At 59.9% G+C, this 18532-nt stretch carries 19 protein-coding genes; 5 read left to right on the top strand and 14 right to left on the bottom strand.

Annotated elements, in window-relative coordinates:
* Positions 1–137 precede the first annotated feature (137 nt).
* The 9 genes from A9D12_RS08170 to A9D12_RS08130 form a co-directional block, all read right to left on the bottom strand.
* A complete protein-coding gene (locus tag A9D12_RS08170) occupies positions 138–1265 on the bottom strand; it encodes a hybrid sensor histidine kinase/response regulator (RefSeq protein ID WP_068350834.1) in 1128 nt (375 codons plus the stop codon).
* A complete protein-coding gene (locus A9D12_RS08165; protein ID WP_068350833.1) occupies positions 1262–1828 on the bottom strand; it encodes a chemotaxis protein CheB in 567 nt (188 codons plus the stop codon). The genes A9D12_RS08170 and A9D12_RS08165 overlap by 4 nt, the downstream gene beginning before the upstream one ends.
* Positions 1825–2649 carry a CheR family methyltransferase gene (locus tag A9D12_RS08160; protein ID WP_068350832.1) on the bottom strand — a complete coding sequence of 275 codons (825 nt, stop codon included), beginning with the start codon at positions 2647–2649 and terminating at the stop codon, positions 1825–1827. The genes A9D12_RS08165 and A9D12_RS08160 overlap by 4 nt, the downstream gene beginning before the upstream one ends.
* Positions 2646–5957: a response regulator gene (locus A9D12_RS08155; RefSeq protein ID WP_231889575.1), complete on the bottom strand. Its 3312-nt coding sequence runs from the start codon at positions 5955–5957 to the stop codon at positions 2646–2648. The genes A9D12_RS08160 and A9D12_RS08155 overlap by 4 nt, the downstream gene beginning before the upstream one ends.
* A gap of 755 nt (positions 5958–6712) precedes the next feature.
* Positions 6713–7354, bottom strand: a complete 642-nt coding sequence (locus tag A9D12_RS08150; RefSeq protein WP_068350831.1) for a plasmid pRiA4b ORF-3 family protein — start codon at positions 7352–7354, stop codon at positions 6713–6715.
* 79 nt (positions 7355–7433) lie between these two features.
* The gene (locus A9D12_RS08145) at positions 7434–7724 is read right to left on the bottom strand and encodes a helix-turn-helix domain-containing protein (protein WP_068350830.1); all 291 of its coding nucleotides are present in this window, start codon (positions 7722–7724) and stop codon (positions 7434–7436) included.
* On the bottom strand, positions 7724–8062 hold the full coding sequence (locus A9D12_RS08140) for a type II toxin-antitoxin system RelE/ParE family toxin (RefSeq protein WP_068350829.1): 339 nt from the start codon (positions 8060–8062) through the stop codon (positions 7724–7726). Before A9D12_RS08140 ends, A9D12_RS08145 begins: the two co-directional genes overlap by 1 nt.
* 138 nt (positions 8063–8200) lie before the next feature.
* Complete coding sequence (recD2, locus tag A9D12_RS08135; RefSeq protein WP_068350828.1) at positions 8201–10429, bottom strand: SF1B family DNA helicase RecD2; 2229 nt, start codon at positions 10427–10429, stop codon at positions 8201–8203.
* Complete coding sequence (locus A9D12_RS08130) at positions 10426–10899, bottom strand: hypothetical protein (RefSeq protein WP_230962557.1); 474 nt, start codon at positions 10897–10899, stop codon at positions 10426–10428. Before A9D12_RS08130 ends, recD2 begins: the two co-directional genes overlap by 4 nt.
* A gap of 398 nt (positions 10900–11297) precedes the next feature.
* Between A9D12_RS08130 and A9D12_RS14720 the strand changes: the two genes are divergently transcribed.
* The gene (locus tag A9D12_RS14720; RefSeq protein ID WP_197489796.1) at positions 11298–11981 is read left to right on the top strand and encodes a hypothetical protein; all 684 of its coding nucleotides are present in this window, start codon (positions 11298–11300) and stop codon (positions 11979–11981) included.
* 233 nt (positions 11982–12214) lie between these two features.
* Complete coding sequence (locus A9D12_RS08120; protein ID WP_068354053.1) at positions 12215–12847, top strand: tyrosine-type recombinase/integrase; 633 nt, start codon at positions 12215–12217, stop codon at positions 12845–12847.
* Positions 12848–12989: 142 nt separating this feature from the next.
* Here the strand turns inward: A9D12_RS08120 and A9D12_RS14715 are convergent, their stop codons facing one another.
* From A9D12_RS14715 to A9D12_RS08105, 3 genes are all read right to left on the bottom strand, one after another.
* Positions 12990–13583: a hypothetical protein gene (locus A9D12_RS14715; protein WP_156522843.1), complete on the bottom strand. Its 594-nt coding sequence runs from the start codon at positions 13581–13583 to the stop codon at positions 12990–12992.
* A 296-nt stretch (positions 13584–13879) separates the two neighbouring features.
* A complete protein-coding gene (locus tag A9D12_RS08110) occupies positions 13880–14269 on the bottom strand; it encodes a PIN domain-containing protein (protein ID WP_068350825.1) in 390 nt (129 codons plus the stop codon).
* Complete coding sequence (locus A9D12_RS08105) at positions 14266–14508, bottom strand: AbrB/MazE/SpoVT family DNA-binding domain-containing protein (protein ID WP_068350824.1); 243 nt, start codon at positions 14506–14508, stop codon at positions 14266–14268. The genes A9D12_RS08110 and A9D12_RS08105 overlap by 4 nt, the downstream gene beginning before the upstream one ends.
* Positions 14509–14769: 261 nt before the next feature.
* On the opposite strand from A9D12_RS08105, the gene A9D12_RS08100 reads away from it, so the two are divergent.
* On the top strand, positions 14770–15369 hold the full coding sequence (locus tag A9D12_RS08100) for a recombinase family protein (RefSeq protein ID WP_068350823.1): 600 nt from the start codon (positions 14770–14772) through the stop codon (positions 15367–15369).
* Positions 15370–15393: 24 nt separating this feature from the next.
* On the opposite strand, the gene A9D12_RS08095 is transcribed toward A9D12_RS08100, so the two are convergent.
* A complete protein-coding gene (locus tag A9D12_RS08095; RefSeq protein WP_068350822.1) occupies positions 15394–17073 on the bottom strand; it encodes an AIPR family protein in 1680 nt (559 codons plus the stop codon).
* Between the two features lie 198 nt (positions 17074–17271).
* Here A9D12_RS08095 and A9D12_RS15205 point away from each other — a divergent pair, with 198 nt between their 5' ends.
* The gene (locus A9D12_RS15205) at positions 17272–17559 is read left to right on the top strand and encodes a BrxR family helix-turn-helix transcriptional regulator (protein ID WP_472311183.1); all 288 of its coding nucleotides are present in this window, start codon (positions 17272–17274) and stop codon (positions 17557–17559) included.
* Between the two features lie 83 nt (positions 17560–17642).
* Here A9D12_RS15205 and A9D12_RS08085 read toward each other — a convergent pair whose 3' ends face one another.
* Positions 17643–18098 carry a hypothetical protein gene (locus A9D12_RS08085; protein ID WP_068350820.1) on the bottom strand — a complete coding sequence of 152 codons (456 nt, stop codon included), beginning with the start codon at positions 18096–18098 and terminating at the stop codon, positions 17643–17645.
* Positions 18099–18277: 179 nt separating this feature from the next.
* Here A9D12_RS08085 and A9D12_RS08080 point away from each other — a divergent pair, with 179 nt between their 5' ends.
* Positions 18278–18487 (top strand): hypothetical protein, encoded by a 210-nt coding sequence (locus tag A9D12_RS08080; protein WP_068350819.1) that lies wholly within the window; start codon positions 18278–18280, stop codon positions 18485–18487.
* The last annotated feature ends 45 nt before the right edge of the window (positions 18488–18532 follow it).

Raw genomic sequence — 18532 nt, 5'->3', positions numbered from 1 at the left:
CGCACGCAGCCCTCAGTGTTCCGCCCGGGCCGCGAGGAACGGCCCGAGGATCCGGAGACGATTGATATCGTGGAAAAGCATTCTGACCGATCCGGCCTTCAAAAGCGGAGCGGCAGCAGGCACCCGTGCCGCTGGCATCAGGCCAGCGGCAGGCACACTTCGAAAATGCTGCCCTCGCCCGGCTCGCTTCTGACGAGGCTTATCCGTCCGCCGTGCAATTCGACCAGCTGCTTCACCAGCGCAAGCCCGATCCCCAATCCTCCGCCGCTGATGCCGCGCACATTGTCCGACTGCCCGAACATCTCGAAGATGATCGACTGCTGGTGCGGGGGGATGCCGACGCCATTGTCCTTGACCGTCAGAATTGCATCGGCCGCGCTTTTGACGACCGTGACCTCGATCCGCCCGCCATTGGGTGTGTAGCGGGCCGCATTGCCCACGATGTTCCCCACGATCTGGACGATGCGTGCCGGATCGGCATGCAGCGTGATCTGGTCATCGGGCAGGGAAACCGTCAACGCGTGCCCGCCGGCATCGATCGCCGGCCGGGCGATTTCCAGCGCGTGCGGAAGAATATCGCCGAGCGCGACCTTTTCCCGGCGCAGGGAAATCTTCCCGTTTTCGATCCGGTTGATATCGAGCAGATCATCGATCAGACGCGACATGTGGCGCACGTTCTGCCGCATCGACGCGTGCACGGCTGCGGTGTCGGCTTCCTCCATCGGCATTTCCAGCAGGGACACGCCCGATGACAAGATCGCCAACGGGTTGCGCAACTCATGCGCAAGCACGCCCAGGAACCGGTTCTTCTGCCGGTCGGCCGCCTGAAGTGCTGCGGTCAGGGCGGCAAGCTCGTCGCGCTGGGCGACGATCTGCTGGCGCTGGACGAACAGGTCGAGGAAGATGTTCGACTTGGACTGCAGGATCGTGGGTTCGATCGGCTTCTGGATGAAATCGACCGCGCCCGCTTCGTAACCGTGAAACTTGCGCGCCGCATCCCCGCTGCCCGCGGTCAGGAAGATGATCGGAATATGCCGCGAGCGCGAATTGGCGCGCATGATCTCGGCCAGCTCGAACCCGTCCATTCCCGGCATCTGCACGTCGAGCAGGGCAAGCGCATATTCGTGCGCGAGAATAAGCTCGAGCGCTTCCTCGCCGCTGCGGGCACGGTGCAGCTCCAGACCCTCGCGCGCCAAGAGGGCTTCGAGGGCAAGGAGGTTTTCCTCAAGGTCGTCGACCAGCAGGAATTTGGGAGTTTCGGTCATTGCTCCACCATCTCCATGAGCGCGGCTGGCATGTCGTTGAGCGTGATCGAACGCGCGGCGGGGGATGCCGCGAGCGCGGCCTGCGGCATGTAGGAAACCTCGGCAGTGGCAGGCGTCTGCACGATTGCTGTGCCGCCCGCATCGGATATGGCGCGCAGCCCCATCGCGCCATCGTGGTTGGCGCCTGTCAGCACGATCCCGGCAAGCTGCGGCCCATAGGCATCGGCCGCGGTTTCGAACAGGACATCGATTGCCGGGCGCGAGTGATTGACCGCGTCATCCGACGACAGCGCGATCCGTCCGTCGTCCTCGACCAGCAGGTGATAATCGGGCGGCCCGAGATAGATCGTGCCCGGCACGATCGGCTCCTTGTCTTCGGCTTCCTTCACGATCAGGCGGCATTTTTCGGACAAGAGCGAAACGATCGCGTTCTCGCGGCGGGGCGGAACGTGGATGACAACCAGAATTGGTGCCGGAAAGTCGGCCGGGAGTGCCGGGAGAACCTGCAATAACGCGTGAACCCCGCCTGCCGAGGCGCCGATGACAATCGCCTGAACGCTCATTGCGCGTTTCTCCGGTAGATGCGTTCCGCGCGGTCGAATTCGGTGAAGAGATCGGCATGCGGCGAAAAGCGCAGACTTTCCTTCGAGCCGATTCCAAGGAACCCGTCGCGCACCAGCGATTCGCCGAACAGGCCGACGCTGCGGTCCTGAAGGTCGCGGTTGAAATAGATCAGGACGTTACGGCAACTGACCAGATGCATCTCGCCGAATGCGGCGTCGGTCACCAGACTGTGGTCGGAAAAGACGGCGCGTTCGCGCAGGGACTTGTCGAAGACCGCCCGGTCGTAATCGGCGGTGTAATATTTGGACAGGGACGAATGGCCGCCCGACAACCGGTGGTTCTCGGTGAACAGCTGCATCCGGTCGAGCGGGAAGATGCCCGCCTGCGCCGCCCGCAAGGCGGCGGGATTGATGTCCGTTGCATAGAAGATCGTGCGGTCGGCAAGGCCTTCCTCGTGGAACAGGATCGCCAGCGAATAGAGTTCCTCGCCCCGGCTGCAACCGGCGACCCAGACCTTGAGCGATGGGTATGTGCGCAGGTGCGGGACGACCTTTTCGCGTATGCTGCGAAAATAGGACGGATCGCGGAACATCTCGCTGACCTGCACGGTCAGATAGTTGAGCAGCCGTGGCAGCATGGTTTCATCGCGCAGAACCTCCGCCTGCATTTGCGAGATGCTGTCATACCCCCACTGCGCGCGTGCCTGCAGCAGACGCCGCTTGATCGACGCCTTGGCGTAATGCCGGAAATCGTAGTGATAGTGGTGATAGACCGCATCCAGCAGCAGCCGGATCTCGATGTCCTCGATGCTCTCGCTCATCGCGGCATCCAGACCCGGACGAGGGACAGCAGCTTGTCGACATCGAGCGGCTTGGCCATGTAATCGTTCGCGCCCGCGTCGATGCATTTCTTCTGGTCGTCGGGCATCGCCTTTGCGGTGAGCATGATGATCGGCAGCTTTTTCCATTGCGGTTCGGCGCGGATCGCGCTTGCCGCCGTCAACCCGTCCATCACCGGCATCATCACATCCATCAGTACCAGGTCGATCGCCTTGGCAGGGTCGGCCGCCGCTTCTGCCAGCGCATCGAGCGCCTCTTGCCCGTTGCGCGCGATCCGGGTGAGCGCGCCGCGCGGTTCGAGGATGCTGGTGAGCGAGTAGACATTGCGTACATCGTCTTCGACGATCAGGATCCGCCGTCCTTCCAGCGCGGCATCGCGGTGGCGCGCCTTCTCGATCATTTGCCGCTGTTCGTGCGGCAGGTCGGAGACGACCCGGTGCAGGAACAGCGAAACCTCGTCGAGCAGACGTTCGGGTGACTTGGCGCCCTTGATGATGATCGAGCTGGAATAGCGGCGCAGGCGCTGTTCTTCCTCGGGCGAAAGATCGCGCCCGGTGTAGACGATAACCGGCGGAAATGCGCGGGTTTCGTCGGCGCTCAATTCTTCGAGCAGCGAGAAGCCCGAAGCATCGGGCAGGGTAAGGTCGAGCACCATGCAGTCGTAATGCCCACCGCGCAGTTCGCTCAGGCATTCGGCCGCGGTGCCGACGCCGACGGTTTCGACATCCTGCGACGACAGCAACTGGCTGACCGCATCGCGCTGGACCTCGTCGTCCTCGACGATCAGCACCCGGCGCACCCGTGCTGCCAGCTTGTCCTGCAATTCGGCGAGCACTTCGGCAAGCCGTTCGCGCGGGGCGGGCTTTTCGAGGAAGCCGACAGCGCCAAGGGCCAGCGCGGTCTGGATCTGATCGGACCCGGAAACGACGTGGATCGGGATGTGCCGCGTCTTCTCGTCATGCTTCAGCCGGTCGAGGACCGTAAGACCGGACTGGTCGGGCAGACCGATGTCCAGAACGATCGCATTGGGTTGATATTCGCCCGCCAGTTCGATCGCTTCGCCGGCGGTTCCGGCGACGATGCACTGGAAGCCCATCTCGCGCGCGAGATCGGACACGATCCCGGCAAAGACGGGGTCATCCTCGATCACCAGCAGCACCTGCTTGCCGTCCGACAGGTCGCGGCGGTCGTCCTCGACGATCTGCGGTGCGGGCCGCGCAGCACTCGGCGCGGCAGCCGGTTGCGGCGCGGCAAATTCGGCCGCTGCCACGGCGCGGGCCGGCACCGGATCGCGCGTCCTGACCACGGCAGCGTCATAGGCTTCGGGCAGGGTGACGATGAAGGTGCTGCCTTGGCCGGGCTGGCTTTCGAGGCGGATTGTTCCGCCCAGCAACCGAACCAGCTCGCGCGAGATCGACAGGCCGAGCCCGGTTCCCCCGAACCTGCGACTGATCGTGCCGTCGGCCTGGCGGAACGCCTCGAAAATGGTTTCGCGCTGGGCTTCGGCAATGCCGATGCCGGTGTCGATCACCCTGAATTCGAGCGCGCCCTTCCCGGCCCTGGCAATGCGCAGCGTCACACTGCCCTGTTCGGTGAACTTGATCGCGTTCGACAGGAGGTTCTTCAGCACCTGTTCGAGCCGCATCCGGTCGGTTTCGAACGAGGCGGGCATATCCTGCTCGACATCGACGACAAGATTGAGCCCGCGTTGCTGCGCCAAGGGTTCGAACACCTTGCGCAGATCGGATGCCAGACGATGGGGCGCAACCGGAGCGGGCTCGATGGTCACGTGCCCTGCCTCGATCTTCGACAGGTCGAGAATATCGTTGATCAGCGTCAGCAGATCATTGCCCGAGGATTCGATGGTGCGGGCAAATTTCACCTGCTCGGCCGAAAGGTTGCCCTTGGGATTGTCGCCGAGCAGCTTGGACAGGATCAGCAGCGAATTGAGCGGTGTGCGCAATTCGTGGCTCATGTTCGCAAGAAAGTCCGACTTGTACTGGCTTGCCTGCTCAAGTTCCTGCGCCTTGGCCTCCAGCGTTGCTGCCGCACGCGACAGCTCGTCGCGTTGGGCCTCAAGCGTCTGGGCCTGTTCCTCGAGCTGGCTGTTGGTTTGCTCCAGTTCGACCTGCTGAAGTTCAAGCCGCGCCTGCGTTTCCTTCAGCGCGTTGCCCTGTTCTTCGAGCTCCTCGTTGCTGACGCGCAATTCCTCGCCCTGCGCCTGCAGTTCGCCGGCCTGCCGCTGGGTATCTTCCAAGGCTTCCTGCAACCGCTCCCGGAACCGCGCCGAACGAAGCGCGACGCCAACCGATCCCGCGATCGCATCGAGCAGGTCGTGAACCAGCGGGTCGATGTCCCTGAAATAGCCGAGTTCGACGATCCCGTTGACTTCGCCCTCGTAGAAGAACGGCGCGACGACCAGGTGCCGCGGCTGATCGTTGCCCAGCGCCGATCCGATCTTGAGATAACCTTCGGGAATGTCGCTCAATGTCGTCGACCGGGCATCGGTCGCCACCTTTCCAAGCAGCCCTTCGTTCATGCCGAAGGACGCCGGGACCGACGACTGATCGGCGATCCCGAACACGGCCATGCGATTGAACGTCCCGAACTCGCCCTTGAACAGCGCGCCGGCGTTTGCGGCCGTGCGTTCGGACAGGAAGGCGAGCACGATCGACGAAACTTCCGCAACGGTCTTGTCGCCGCGGATCGCTTCGCTGAGCTCGACCTGCGCGGTCTTGATCCAGCGCTCGCGCTCGCGGCTGCGATTGCTCCGCGATACCATCACGAAAATCGCGATCGTAAGCACCGTGCCGATGAGGCTGACGACCAGCGCGGTCAGGACGGCGAGATCCGTCGCAGTCTCAAGCGCTGCGATACGCTCCTCGCGCTCACTTTCCTCCTGCTGGATCATGGCGTCCGATCGCTGCCGGACGAGGTCCATCGCGATCCTGCCGCTATCGCTGTCCATTTGCGCGATGACGGCGGAAATGCCCTGCTCGCGCCGGGCGGCAATCGAGGTTTCCGCAATGCGCATCTTGCGCTCGGTCGCGGACCGCAACGCTTCCAGCTTCCGCGCCTTTTCGGCGCTGCCCTTGGTCAGGGTCTCCAGCGAGGCGAGGTTTCTCTGCGCTGCGGCAATGCCCTCGTAATAGGGTTCGAGATAGCGTTCGTTCCCGGTGAGCGCATAACCACGCTGCCCCGTCTCGACGTTGAGCATCGCCGCGACCAGCCCATCGAGCGCCGCCAGCACTTCGTGCGTGTTGCGGATGCGTTCGTCGCTGTCCCGCATGGTGGTGATGTTAAAGTAGGCGGCGCATGCGGTGAGGACAAAAAAGGCCACACCCAGCACCGCACCCAGGATGGATCGGCGCGTGAAGGAAGCCCGGACATTCTGACTGGTGTGCGCGGTCTGCAAGATGAAGCCCCTTTGTTCTGCCCAAGCCATAAGGACACCCGCGCCGCACAATCAAATATTTTCAGGCGGACGTGCGATTGTGACGCGGCTGGACAGTGTTCCGCCCTGCATCACGCTGTCGGGGGCCATCGGGCCACGCACAGGATCGACCGGGGAAGCGATCAGGCGACCGGCGCGTCGACCGGACTGTTCGGCGATATTCGCGAGGGCCGGTGGCGGAGCAGGAGGGATTCGAACTTGATCCTTAGTGCATTGAATTGGTGAGTTTTACGAATACCAAACCTTATCGGCTACCCTTGGATTTACCCCACGATTTGATCGGTCAACCTCGAGGCTTGTCCACTGATATCGAAGCTCTCTGAGACCTTCGTCACCACCACTCCAAAAAAGCACAAGCCGCCCGCATTCATCTACATCCTGACAAACCACCAGCTCCCGCAAAGCAAGCTCGAAACCTTGGGTACAAAGCTAATCCGCTGCAAAAGGTGGGAAACCCCCCAATCTAGCGCAGGGGTGTCAATTCTAGCTGGCGCTCACACGCCATCAGACAGATAATAAACATTATGTAAATAGCAAAACCACAACTGTCCATGTAAACTGTGTCTAGTGTGATTGTGCGACGGTTGCTATCATGGCGGCCCCATAGACTCGATTTGTCGTGCCCGATAGTCGCCGCGACTCAAGCGCAAAGCTCGCGCAATCGCGCGGTTCGCAGCCTCAAGATCAAAGCGTTCCGGGTCAAACTTGCGTCCCGCCCAGCGCCGATTGTCAGCATGCTCCTCGTGATCAGGATCGCGCCACGCCTCAAGGAAGGCTTCATAGCCGATGTCTCCGCCGACATCCTCCGGCGGACAGGCCCGCGATCCGGCAAGGCAGCGGGGATATTTGACGCCTTCCGCCGGTGGCACTTCGCTCAGGATCAGCCGGTGCTGCCAGTTGTCGCCAAAATCGTACTGATAGAGAATCTCGAGCTGCGCGTCTCGCCCATACGGAAACCGCAGGTCGCGCAGGTGCACCTCGGTCGCCTCAATCACCCGGGGGCCATCGACATCCTCTTCGAGGTATTCAGGCGCGCCGATAACCAGCCCGCCCACGATGAACTGGTGCAAATGGCTGTCGGTCCACCCAAAGGCCGCCTGCAGCACCTCGTGCAATTGCGCGAAGTTGAGGTCGCGCGGCAATTCCAGCGACCGGCTGATAACCGGCTCGATCCCGAGGATCTGGGCGTCGAGCCGGATGATGAAGTCGTAGGGATCGAAGTGCTTTGCCATGCTGCAATGATGCCGCCGCATCGCGGCGCCCGCAAGTTCGAGGGCACCAGCAGCGCCCGCAAACAGCTCTGCGCTGGCCTTAGCGCAGAAGCTCGCTGACCAGCGAGGGTCGGCGGGCGATCATCGCCAGCAGCACCTGCGCCGGGCCGGTCGGCTGCCTGCGGCCATGCTCCCAATTGAGCAACGTGCCCTTGGCGACACCGATGCTGCGAGCAAACGCGCTTTGCGACAGCCCTGTCCGGGCCCGGATCGCCGCAACATCCACAACCGGCACTTCGATGGTGTGCAGCCGCGCGCCGGCATCCTTGCCCTCGGCATGGTCCAACGCCTCGTTCAGCCCCTGCATAATGCTCTCGTAAGCCGTGCTCATCATCGATCTCCATAGGCCGCGATCAGGGCCCTGCTCAGTTCAACCGCTGCCGCCTGCTCGGCCCTGGTGAGATTGTCCTTCTCGTTCTTGGCGAAGACGGTGATCAGGTAGATCGGCATATGCCGACCGCCGAACACATAGATGGTGCGGTAGCCACCGCTTTTGCCGCCACCTTCGCGCGGGATCCGGACCTTGCGCAGTCCACCGCCCAGCGACACCCCTGCCTCCGGGCTGGCCGCGATGAAGCTGATCAGGCTCAGGCGTTCGTCATCGCTCATGATGGCCTTGGCGCGCCGTTGGAACTCGGGAAGTTCGACAACGGTCTGCAAGGTCGCCATGGCCTCAGTGCATTATTGGGACACGGATATACGGTAGTTGGCTGTAATGCGCACCATATATAAGTCAATGACGCATAGGTCAATGACGTATAGCGCCTGGCTCCGTTATCCTTCCCCCCGGAGCGGTCAGGCCGAGGGTCAGCCGTCTGGCGAAGCGCGCAGCTTCTCGGCGGTGCGGCTACAGCCTGGCGTTGGCATCCCGAGCCACTCGTTGAGCTTGGACCAGCGGCGGCGACCCGCGGCATTTCTGACGGCGATCGCGATGGCCCGGGGCTGGCCGACCAGCACCACCAGCTTCTTGCCGCGGGTGACTCCGGTGTAGAGCAGGTTTCGCTGCAGCATCGCGTAATGCCGGGTCATGACCGGGATCACGACCGCTGGGTATTCGGATCCCTGGCTCTTGTGGATCGTCGCGGCGTAAGCTGGCACCAGAGTGTCCAGTTCTCCGAACTGGTAGGTGACCACGCGGCCGTCGAAATCGACCGTCAACTCGCTCTCTTCGGAATCGATGGCCTGAATGTAACCGATGTCCCCATTGAACACGTCCTTGTCGTAATCATTCTCGATCTGCATCACCTTGTCGCCGGGGGCAAAGCTCCATCCGAACCGCTCGACCTTGGCGGAAGGATTGGGATTGAGCGCCTTCTGCAATTCGATGTTGAGGGAGCGCGCGCCGACCCCGCCGCGGTTCATCGGGCACAGGACCTGAACATCCCGCACGGGGTCGAACCCGAATTTGCGGGGGATATGCTTGCCCACAAGATCGATGATCTTGAGCCCGGCCTGCTCGGGATCTGCGGCTGACACGAAATAGAAATCGCTCTCGCCTTCAACCTTGCCCAATTCAGGGCTCCGGCCCTGGTTGATCTGATGGGCAGTGGTGATGATCCGGCTCTGTGCGGCCTGGCGAAACACCTCGGTCAACCGGACTACCGGCACTGCGCCGGACTGGATGATGTCGGCAAGGACCTGCCCCGGCCCGACCGAGGGTAGCTGGTCAATGTCACCGACGATCAGCACGGCGGCAGTGTCGGGCACGGCCTTCAGCAGCGACTGCATCAGCATCACGTCGACCATCGAGCTCTCGTCGACCACCAGCAGATCACATGACAGCGGGTTTTCCTCATTGCGCTTGAATCCGAACGCCTTGGGATCAAACTCAAGCAGGCGGTGAATGGTCTTTGCCTCCATGCCCGTCGCCTCGGTCATCCGCTTGGCCGCCCGGCCTGTGGGCGCACAGAGCAAAAGCTTGACCGCCTTGGCGGCGACAATCCGCAGGATCGCATTGACGATGGTGGTTTTGCCAACGCCAGGGCCGCCGGTGATCACGGTGAGTTTGGATTGCAGGGCCAGCGTGACAGCCTCCTTTTGGCTTGCGGCTAGAGTCAGGCCCGTGCGCCCCTCAATCCATGGCAGTGCCTTGCCCGGATCGATCATCGACCAGGGCAAGGGTCCGTCCATCAGGGCGTGGAGCCGGGCAGCGATGACCTTCTCGGCGTGATAGAGGCCGCCCAGAAATACGCACGCCTGCCCAGCCACACTATCGGCGACCACCGTGCCATCATCCAGTTCCAGCGCCAGCGCGGTCTCGATCAAGGCGCTGTCGACTTCGAGAAGCCGGGCTGTCAGTTCCTTGAGGTCTGTCACCGGCAGGCCGCAGTGCCCCTCCCCCATCGCCTGTGTGAGCGCGAAGGACACCCCTGCCCTCACCCGCACCATGGCGGTCTTCTCGATCCCGAGCTTCTCTGCAATGGTGTCGGCGGTTCTGAATCCGATGCCCCGAATGTCGCGCGCCAGGCGATAGGGATTATCGCTCATCACCTGGACGGCATCGGCGCCATAGGTCTTGAATATGCGCACAGCTCGGGCTGTCCCGACACCATGGCTATGCAGAAAGACCATGATCTCGCGAATAACCTTCTGATCCGCCCAGGCGGTAGTGATCTTCGCAGCGCGCTTCGGACCAATCCCTTCGACCTCGCGCAACCGCTCTGGACTGGCCTCGATGACGTCAAACACATCCTTGCCGAACAACCTGACCATGCGTTTGGCATAGACCGGCCCAATGCCCCGGATCATGCCCGAGCCCAGATACTTCTCGATCCCTTCGATCGATGAGGGCTCCGATGTCTTGAGAAACCTGGCCCGGAACTGGAGCCCGTGGTGGCGATCATTGACCCACTCGCCGGAGGCGGTGATCCACTCCCCGGCTGAAATCATCGCAGCATGGCCCACGGTCGTAACCAGATCACGATGGCCACGGGCCTTGACGCGCAGGACACAAAATCCGCTCTCGTCACTGTGGAATGTGACCCGTTCCACATGCCCGACCAGCACTTCGGTCGCAGGGGACGCTGCCTGGTTCATCGCAGCTGCCGAGGCTCCTCGATTTCGTCAGCGTCCCCCGTCGCCTCATGGACCTCCTCGCGGATGATCTTCTCCGTGATCTCTGCAAGATGCAGGGTCAGTGCGTTACTCAATTCCTCAAACTCGGGCCACAGGACGCCGTTCACGAAACTGGCCGGCGCGCGGATGAGCACGCTCTGGCGATGCATGCGCCGATAACGAAAGGGCCGGATCCCGTACCGCCTGCATAGGGCTGTAAACAGCTGGCGGGACCATAAATCAGGGATCGAGAACTTGAACTCTTCCGCACGCTCTTTCTTGCTGGCCGTGTCAAACTGCTTGCGAATGCGTTCCGCCGCGGCCCCCGCGGCCGCCCTCTCCCCCGCCGTTGCTGCCCCTGCATAGAGCGCCTCGATTTTGCGAAGCCTGTCTCGCAGGCGCTGTTCCGAATCCATACCTTCCTTCATTGTGGCCTCGGGCGTACTGGCCACATGCGCCCTACCCTCACCCTGCGGAAAAGCCCCGCAGGCCAGGTTTGCCCCGTGTCCTTCAGCGCAAGCGCCGCCCGATACGACGCCGCCGATGGCATTTTGTCGGTCTGATCTGTGGAATTGGCGAGCATGCGATGCCTATAGCATCGACATTCTGATCCAGCACGGCAAGCTCAGCCGAGATCGCGGATGCGGCAAGGCAGCTTCCACGGGTTTCTCGCTGAAAGCGGAAATTCGCAAATCGAGCCCATTGCGGACGCGGCTCAGGTTCATCAGCTTGCCATAGCTTAATTGTTAGACTTAAAGGAACTTTCAGATCCTTAGGGGCGGAGAGGCAAGATATGAGGTGGTTTGCGTCGACAATCGCGCTCACAGGATACGTCCTATTCGTTCCATCCGTGTTCGCGACTGGTCAGCGCATTCAGCCCGTCCATCCTGAGCGTGAACGCATGTCGGAGGTGGCCCGACGGAAGGCTGTGGTTGATGATCTCACAGGGCTGCTCTCTGGCCCCGCTGATCCGGCCAAAATCGCTACCGCACCTTACGTGGCAGACGATGGCCTATGCAAACGCGATGTCATCAGTTTGGAATATCGTCAAACGCAGCACCGTGATGGCAGAACCATAACTAAGCCGGTCCGCATCGCCAGTTTGTCCAGCCAATATCATTACCTCGGAGAAGGTTATGAGATGTCGGGCGATAAGGTGAAAGAGGCGTGCCGAACTCTCGAAGGTGTCCGTGATTATTGGGTCAATAGCGAGAGCGACCGCACCGCAGGTTTTGGCCTCCCAAGGCTCAAACAAGTCGCTGCAGCAGTTAGGGCGAAGGAACCAGTCTCACTGGACTGCAAATCGCTAAACGACACGTGGCTAGAGGCGCGCTGCGCGGCAGAGTTCCTCATGATCGCGGATCGGCCAACTTATGTAGGAAATTGCAGCGAGTCTGGCGACGACGGTAAACGAGATTGCTTTGTCTATGGTCTTGGCAACTACGACGTGACAATCATTTGGGATTGGACAAGCCGTTCCGCCATACGACCCGTGATAACAGTCAGGTTGGAGTCTGGGGCAATCATTGTCTGATCCCTTGGCAAATTTCCGATGCAGGCGCAGCCGAGCAGCTTCGATATGTCCGCTTTCCACCCATCCCCGGTCATGAGCGGGCGCGCGCCGGGATCCCGAAAGCTGCCCTTTTTGCCTGTGCTGGCCCGAGGTGGCGGAGCCTGCTTTCAAGCTGCCTAGGCACGGCAAGGGCGACGTTGCTGGAGCGACACCCGTTCTTTCTCCTTGGCCAATCAAGGCTATGGAGAATGATGATGACCTACTCTCACCTCGACCCTGCCATGCAGAATCGGGTCTCGTGGAATGCTGGCAAGACCGTCGGCACCAAGCGGCCGCTGACACAAAAGCAGATTTGGGCGATCCGCTTCTTCCTCGACCGCGAGGAGCGGCTCCGGGACCGTGCCCTCTTCGACCTTGCGATCGACAGCAAGCTGCGGGGCTGCGATCTGGTCAGGCTCAAGATCGGCGACCTCGTAGCCGGATCTGAGGTTCGCGACCGCGCGATGATCATTCAGCGGAAAACCGGTCGACCCGTGCAATTTGAAATCACCGCTGACGCCCGCTCGAGTCTGGCGACATGGCTTCTGCGACGGGGCGGCACCATCGATGATTTCGTGTTCCCGAGCAGAATTTATTCCGGCCAACCGATGAGCACGCGGCAGTATGCCCGGCTCGTCGATGAATGGGTCACCGCAGTCGGGTTGCGGCGTGAAGACTACGGCACTCATTCCATGCGGCGCACCAAAGCGGCCATGATTTACCGCACAACCGGGAACCTGCGTGCGGTCCAAATTCTGCTTGGCCACTCCAAGATCGAAAACACGGTCAGGTATCTCGGGGTCGATGTGGAGGATGCTCTTGTCCTGGCGGAGCGCATCGAGATTTGACAATGTTGGCGGCCGTCGGGCGAGCTCCGATGGCCGCATTTGTCGAGGCTGGACGTTCACCGAACCGGCAACAAATGGGTGGTTTCGCGACAGTCCGCCTTCTTGGCTGCATGAGAAAAAGCGGTCGTTCGTTGGCCTCCGATCAGCGCTTCATCGTAGATCTGGGTTGATCGTAGACACTTTCATCGACGTTGATGGACACTGACCCGTAGAAGGCTGACCAATTGTTCAGGCACTGCCACGCTGCATCAGTCGTGCCCGGCGCAACCAGCGTAAGCACCTCGAATTCGTAGCTGACATCGTATTCAAAGCTTTTCTTTTCGCGGCGGTAATGTGCAGGGTTGGCTCCACAAAAGGCCATCGCTTGGGGTAGCGTGCGCATCTCGCACTTCTGTTGGCGCGAGTTCTCGTGATCGATGGCAGCATCCTGGACCAGTAGTGCCATAATAGGAACCGCTACCGCTCCGACAAGCAAACGTAAGTTTGGGCGGCGCAACACACATATTTGGAGAAGCAAACCAACGACAAGGAGGACGGCCTCTAAACCGTTCGAAAGGTGATAGAGCCTGTCAGCAGACTCGCAGGGAGCCTTCGCGAGCTTGGGAACGTATTCGAGGGCGAGCCGCCCAGCTACATAGAGAAGCAGAGCGACGCCGGGTAGAGATGCTGCGCGAATTGCTAAAGCGGAGAAGCCTTGTAGCCGGTTCATTTGGTTGACCAATTTTAGTTTTGGCATCCTCTATCAGCTTGCAAGCCCATTTACGATGACCGGTTTTCCGCAAATTATCATGATCGAATTTCGTCGACTTCGGGCTCGATTGCTGAATGGCAGGAATTTTTCAGAAGCGAGGTAAAGCGGCCATGCCGGGGTTGAGTAGCAACGGAACAGGAAACCTACATAAGGCGCGTCCTTTCGCGCCAGCAATGCCGGTGAAGGGCAGAGCGCGGAAGGTACGCTAAACAACGCTAAGCAAGAACAAGGCGAAAACATCACGCTGCTGGCATCGCAATTGCTCGCCCGAAGGCGAATGCTCACCTGACGAGTTGCACCTCAACTCCAATGCCAGGCGGCAGCCCTCCCCATACGCGATCGCATGTCAATGCTGGCAGCGCCAGAGAGCGGGCCAGAGCAAGACAGCACCTGTCGCCGAGCGATAAGCCCTTGTCGGCCGTAAGCAGGCGAAGAGCACTCGCTTGATAAGCCTGATCTTCATCGAGCGGCACAATGCGAATTGGCAGCTCGCGTAATGCAAGCTCAACCTCGTCAGCGGGCATGCCGCCATGGATGAACGTGGTCGCAACCTCCGCCAGATTGATGGCAGACATTATGGAGGTCGGCATCAGCTGCCTCACAGCGCTGCCGCCGGGCTCATCTTTTAGAAATGCGAGCAGCGCGGACGCGTCGAGCACAACCTCGCTCATTCACCGCTCTCCGCGTGCCTGTTCGCCAGAAAGTCATCGACCGACGTGCCCGGCAAATCGGCATACTTGGCAAAAGTCGCCTTCACTTTGTCGAGCACCTGCTCAACGGAACGAAGCGTTACCTCCTCGTCGCCTACCTCTACGATCACTGTTCCGCCCTTTTCGAGGCCGAGCCGCTTCCGGATGGCAGCTGGCAGGACCATTCGGCCATTTTCCATTACTCTGACCTCGACACCCATAAATGTCACTCCAAAGGCTTCATGACATAAAATTCTCCTTAGCACATTACCCCGCGAGTGCCAAAGAATCTCAGCTATGACTATTCTTTGCTGATCAGGCGCTGCGGCGCCACTTTCCACATTGTCCGAAAGGGATCGCTCACCGGACACTTTTGGGTTGCCGAAGGGCAGACCCCCTTGCCCTCCGCAAATCCGGCTTGCCCGCCCTCTCATTAAGGTGGTACGCTTTATTTTCTCACACGGGGGCCTCATCCGTTACAAATGACCAACACCCTCATCGGATATGCCCGCTGCTCGACCGACAAGCAGGATCTCACCGCACAGCGCCGGGCTCTCATCGAACTCGGTGTGCTGGAGGACCGCATCTACACCGACCATGGCCTCACCGGCCGCAACCGCGATCGCCCCGGCCTCGCCCAGGCACTGGCCGCGGTCCGCGCCGGCGAGACGCTCGTCGTGCCCAAGCTGGATCGCCTCGCCCGATCAGTGCCCGACGCCCGCGCGATCTCCGATGAGCTGGAAAAGCGCGGCGTGAGCCTGGCGCTGGGCAAGCAGGTATACGACCCCAATGATCCCATGGGCCGGATGTTCTTCAACATCCTCGCGACCTTCGCCGAGTTCGAGAGCGACCTCATCCGCCTGCGCACCCGCGAAGGCATGAAGATCGCCCGCGACAAGGGCAAGCTCCGCGGCAAGCCTCCCAAGCTGTCCGACCTTCAGCAGCGCGAACTGCTCAAGATGCACGCCACCGGCGAATACTCGATCAGCGACCTCGGCAAGCTGTTCAAGGTCTCACGGCCGACCGTGTATCGGACGATCCGGCGAGGTGATGGTTCGCCAGCTGCAGGCGCATCACCTTAAATTATAGTCCTGCTAGCGGAGAAACTACTGGTCCAATGCCAATCGAAGTTGCCGATCTTCTGAGGATGGCTGAAAGAGGCTCTGTTTCGTCGATGCGGTCCGGAAGAGTCGATAGAGAGAGATACCAGGACGCTCCTTCACAAATTTTGCCATTCTAGACTCGGCGTCTTGCACCAAATCCTTCACCGCATGAAAATCGAAAATATCGATATTTGAATACTCAGCCAGTTTTTTAACTGCAAACGCGAGATGGTAGATGCCTTCGACGATCCAAAATGATTCAACAACCTCCTCTGAAGCTGACCGCCCAATTCGGCGAGCCTCCTGAAGTTTGATCCGTCTTTGCGCTTCAAGCTCGATGTAAAGGTTCCAAACACTTATCACGCGCAAAGCGTCCATCTCGGTTGGATCGAAAATCAGCGGGAAATACTCGCCGAAGATTCTGTCTGATGCCGTTTTAGCCTTATCGGGTTCCCCTCGGACATAAGCCAACCAGATTTGGCCAAGCTTTAAAGCATCGATGCGTTTGTTCTCCGGAATTTCAGAGTGCTGATCTCGTTTGCGATCAAGGTACCAGCCATGTGCAAGCAGGGCTGCTTCTAACCGAGCGAGAATGGGGTCATTTGACCGCAAGTCGCGGCTTCGGATCGGTGTCTGGCTATTGGTCGCTTCGGCGACCTTTGCGTATAGGCTTTTGTCCTGTGTCTCAATTATCCGAACAAGTAGTCGGATACGCTGCAAGGAATCAAAGCTGACCTTGGATGCTTGGAAGAGGGCATGAGATGTCTGCCCCCCGTTCACAACCTGAGGGTTGAGCAACTTCAGGGGTGCATTCTTGAAACCTGGCTGATAGCTGAAGCGCTCACAAACAATTGTGATGCCATTGTTGAAATACCAAAACAGACCAGCCTCATCTGAGACAGCAGTATCAAATATCCTTCGGTTAATGTCATTTTGCTCGCCCAGATATACGCGTACGTTCTCCTCGAATAGATCAGGGTCGAGCTGACTCCTTTTGACTGGGTCGGTCAGCGCCTCGATAAACTCGTCAGCACGGACGCTGCCAATAACGGCGCGAACATTGCCATCAGTACGCTCGAAGACCTGTTCCTCAATGATCCGCAGCTGGATTTCTCGCTCAGTCGAGGAGCGTCGCGAAAGAGAATCTGACAGCGCATCTAGATCCGTCTCGCGGAGCTGAATGAATTTGAATTTCGCCAGAGACGCTTCGAACCTGGCCTTCTGCTCTGATATGAGGCGCTCGCCGTTGGAGCAAAGATGCACCTCCACCTGACAGGATCCGTTCCGCACAAAGTCCCAAATATCGATGACCTTCTGCTGCAATAGCGGATTGCAGGTGCTCAGAAACCCGTCGACCTGAGCGAAGCAGTCACTGATAAAGGAATGGATTTTATCGATTTCCGTTGAGGGGAAGTTCCGGCCACTTCGAGAAAATTTTCCATGGCATTTGATCTGTACGAGGTGGATGACGCGCCTTCCGAACCTTTCATCAAGGTATACGGCATCGACACCCCTATCCTCTGCGCCATCGGTAATGCAGCCGCGAGCCTCATCGAAATCGATCCGGAGCAATGACGACAGTGCGAGAAGCGTGAAAGCTTCCCGACGATCTGTCAGGCCAAGAGCCTGCTCAATCTGAGCCGCTGCGGCATCGACGTTACCCCAATCCAGAAGTGTTGCCATAGTTTGCTAATTCCTAAATCAGGGTCGATTCATCATGGGCGCCCGATAACTTACCGACCGCGGAGAAGGAAGCTAGCGGCCACGATCATGCTGGAATAACTGACATTTGCGATTGCAGTTGGTGCGCACTCGCATACCGCTGTAGGTCTAGTAACTAGACTGACCCAGTTTCGGGACGGTCATTGCGGCGGGGGCCTTGTGGAAGCAGATAACGCTGGACTTAGGTGGGGTGTCGAGCGGCGGCTCGAATTCATCGAGTTCCGCCTGTTTTGGGAGGGTCACGTCAATCGGAGCGACCTGATAGACGCATTCGGCGTATCGGTGAACCAGGTGTTCCACAGATCTGAACCGTTACATCGCCATGGCTCCCGACAACATGGCCTACAACAAAAGCAGCCGGACCTATATCCGCTGCAGCGGGTTCCAGACCCTCGTCGACAAGGTCTACCTGAACCTGCCGATGATGAGAGGCGTGGGTTACGTTGAGGCGGATAGGCGTCGAGTGCTCGCAAGGCGAGCTGACTGCGGCGAGACCGACACTATGGTTTAGCTGAACGTAACATTTGCGCCTAGGTCGGTGACTGCCGCGCAGGTAATTCAGTCTCCTGTAGTTTTTCAAGGCCGCCTTGGAGCCTTTTTGCGGCGATGAGGAAGATTGTTCGCTCTGCCTCCAAGTGCTCCACAGCCTGTCGCTGCCCTTCTACGTCATCAAGCCGATCGGACCAAAGGTTTACGAAATGGTGCACGACACCAACCCTCCTCCGGTTGATCTCGCCAATTTCTTCAACCATGCGTTCGGGCAGTAGTCCGAGGCTGCTAATCTGCCCTTTCAATTGGCCAATCGGCAGTCGATCGACGTGATCCAACCATTTTCGGACGGCCGCCTCGTCGGGAAACTTGCTCCGGTCGCCCCTCGCTATTGTCAACGCAATCAGGGTTGTCGCTAAGTTCATCTCGAATAGTTGCGCCGCAAAGACGGCGTGCCCGAGAGATAGCATCACCTCTTCAAACTGATCGCCGTCCATATGCAAACTCCTCTTCGTTCGGCTTGGGTTTCGCGGTTTGGCAAGGCGGTAAAGCCGAACCCTGCACATGTAATTCTAGGGCAATGGGCGAGCAGCGGAAACTATATGGCGGCGCGGGGCACCGCAACCCGAACCGGAAGGCCTATGATGGGCATAGGCGGCCCGAAAGAGCGCGCCCAATGCCGGCAGACTTCCGCGAGGAGTACATCAAGACTGGCTGGGATGCCCAGTACTGGTACGGCACCAACTGGCGCGTGATGGTGAGGTGGATCGAGGAGGCCGGCGGCGATGGACTTCGGGTAGCGCGGCGCGAATGGATGCGCGCGAATGGCCGCAACAGGATCGCGCAACCGATCTTAAATGAGCGGCAATGCCTCATAGCTGCGTAAACCGCATTTTACCGGAATCGCGGCTTACCCTGACTCGAAGCAAAT

The sequence above is a fragment of the Erythrobacter neustonensis genome, from assembly GCF_001663175.1.
Classification (GTDB): Bacteria; Pseudomonadota; Alphaproteobacteria; order Sphingomonadales; family Sphingomonadaceae; genus Erythrobacter; species Erythrobacter neustonensis.
Note: the sequence above shows the minus strand (reverse complement) of the source record. Positions and strands in the feature narration are given on the sequence as shown.

Bases quoted from the DNA above. Each gene is read 5' to 3' on its own strand.
- A9D12_RS08170 (WP_068350834.1), bottom strand. From the start codon at position 1,265: ATGACCGAAACTCCCAAATTCCTGCTGGTCGACGACCTTGAGGAAAAC.
- A9D12_RS08165 (WP_068350833.1), bottom strand. From the start codon at position 1,828: ATGAGCGTTCAGGCGATTGTCATCGGCGCCTCGGCAGGCGGGGTTCAC.
- A9D12_RS08160 (WP_068350832.1), bottom strand. From the start codon at position 2,649: ATGAGCGAGAGCATCGAGGACATCGAGATCCGGCTGCTGCTGGATGCG.
- A9D12_RS08155 (WP_231889575.1), bottom strand. From the start codon at position 5,957: ATGCGGGACAGCGACGAACGCATCCGCAACACGCACGAAGTGCTGGCG.
- A9D12_RS08150 (WP_068350831.1), bottom strand. From the start codon at position 7,354: ATGGCAAAGCACTTCGATCCCTACGACTTCATCATCCGGCTCGACGCC.
- A9D12_RS08145 (WP_068350830.1), bottom strand. From the start codon at position 7,724: ATGAGCACGGCTTACGAGAGCATTATGCAGGGGCTGAACGAGGCGTTG.
- A9D12_RS08140 (WP_068350829.1), bottom strand. From the start codon at position 8,062: ATGGCGACCTTGCAGACCGTTGTCGAACTTCCCGAGTTCCAACGGCGC.
- recD2 (WP_068350828.1), bottom strand. From the start codon at position 10,429: ATGAACCAGGCAGCGTCCCCTGCGACCGAAGTGCTGGTCGGGCATGTG.
- A9D12_RS08120 (WP_068354053.1), top strand. From the start codon at position 12,215: ATGACCTACTCTCACCTCGACCCTGCCATGCAGAATCGGGTCTCGTGG.
- A9D12_RS14715 (WP_156522843.1), bottom strand. From the start codon at position 13,583: ATGCCAAAACTAAAATTGGTCAACCAAATGAACCGGCTACAAGGCTTC.
- A9D12_RS08110 (WP_068350825.1), bottom strand. From the start codon at position 14,269: ATGAGCGAGGTTGTGCTCGACGCGTCCGCGCTGCTCGCATTTCTAAAA.
- A9D12_RS08105 (WP_068350824.1), bottom strand. From the start codon at position 14,508: ATGGGTGTCGAGGTCAGAGTAATGGAAAATGGCCGAATGGTCCTGCCA.
- A9D12_RS08100 (WP_068350823.1), top strand. From the start codon at position 14,770: ATGACCAACACCCTCATCGGATATGCCCGCTGCTCGACCGACAAGCAG.
- A9D12_RS08095 (WP_068350822.1), bottom strand. From the start codon at position 17,073: ATGGCAACACTTCTGGATTGGGGTAACGTCGATGCCGCAGCGGCTCAG.
- A9D12_RS08085 (WP_068350820.1), bottom strand. From the start codon at position 18,098: ATGGACGGCGATCAGTTTGAAGAGGTGATGCTATCTCTCGGGCACGCC.
- A9D12_RS08080 (WP_068350819.1), top strand. From the start codon at position 18,278: ATGCCGGCAGACTTCCGCGAGGAGTACATCAAGACTGGCTGGGATGCC.